Annotated in this window: 1 protein-coding gene; it reads right to left on the reverse strand. The window is 68.2% G+C overall.

The window, feature by feature from the left end:
* Positions 1-174: 174 nt before the first annotated feature.
* Positions 175-1,359, reverse strand: a complete 1,185-nt coding sequence (locus ACGFS9_RS32735) for an IS4 family transposase (protein WP_393258634.1) — start codon at positions 1,357-1,359, stop codon at positions 175-177.
* Between the last annotated feature and the right edge of the window lie 41 nt (positions 1,360-1,400).

Below are 1,400 nucleotides of genomic sequence, written 5' to 3' on the forward strand. Positions count from 1 at the left end.
CCAATGCCGTTGCTTTAGTGGTCGTGCCACCGGTTGTTCAAGGCCACGGCGATCGGTGGACGTCGGCTGCTGGAAGGCTCGCCAGGGGCTTTGCTGGCGTAGCCGGTGATACAGGAACGGATCTTGCGGGGGCAGTCACGGGATCTACGGCGGGGCAGCAGACTGCAGCCGATTTCAGAGAGTCCGAGGCGTCGGTCCCGCTTGCGGGCTGAGGGGGGAAAAGCCGCTCGGTGAGATCACCGAGCGGCGGACGACGTGCAGGGCTCGGGTGAACGAGGTCCGCTCGGCGATGCTGTGGTGCAGGCGGGCGGCCTCGTCCAGCAGATCCCGGGTGGCATGGTGCACGATCAAGTGCGCGTAGATCTCCTGCCGCACGCCGTCCGGTGTCTGCGACCTGAGGACCGGCCGGCCGCGCTGGTGGGTTTTGATCTCGTCGAAGACCAGCTCGATCTCCCAGCGCCGGGCGTAGAGGACGGCGAGTTCTTCGGCGGGGTACTTCTCGTGGTCGGTCAGGCTGGTGATGAGCCGGACGATGTCGGCCTGCCCGTCGACGCGGTACTCGATCACACGGACCAGGGCCGGCGGCGCCTTGACGGTTCCAGCCGCCTTGCTGTGCTTGTTCGCCTCGATCCGGGCGAGGTAGCTGCCGTCGGGCAGGACGTCCTGGACCCGGCGGGCCTTGCGTCGCTCGATTCGCCACAGCAGGTGCGTGCCCTGCTCCCGGAGCCGGTGCCAGCGGGCCAGACCCCACAATCCCCGGTCAGCCAGTAACAGCGTGCCGGACCCGACATGGGCGTCCAGGGCGTCGGAGACGATGCGCTCGGAATCCTTGAACCCGCCGATGGCGGCGTCCAGGACGGCATGAGAGGAACACTCGGCCACCGCGACCACTCTGGCCTGCGGATAACCCATGGGACTGCGCTGGGAGCCGGACTTGCCGAAGGCGTCGTTGTTGCCCGCAGAGTCGGGCACGGCCAGCAGCATCCCGTCCAGAGCCAGCACCCGCAGCCCTCGGAACAGCTCGCCGTCCGCGCCGAGTGGCCGGGCCACGGACCGGAACAGTTCCCGCATCACCGGCCAGCCGAGCCGCTGCCGGGCCCTGGTCAGCGACGACTTGTTCACCCCCGACCAGGACCGCAACCCCTTGTCGCCGGTCTTCACCAGCCGGAGGACCTCCAGGTAGTCGGCCTGCGGGAACAAGCACATCGCCAGCACGAAGTAGACCGTGAACCGAGCGGACAACAGACGCCGACGCTTCTCCGAGCGGCCGGCCTCATCGACCACCCGGTCCACCAGCTCTGGCGGGCACGACCGGGTCAGGACTCCCAGCCCCAGCCGCTCCAGACGGGATATCAGCACACCGGCTCAACCGGCCGACAGCCTCAAAAGCAACGGCATTG

Origin of the sequence: Streptomyces sp. NPDC048566, assembly GCF_043199735.1 — a bacterium.
GTDB lineage: Bacteria > Actinomycetota > Actinomycetes > Streptomycetales > Streptomycetaceae > Streptomyces.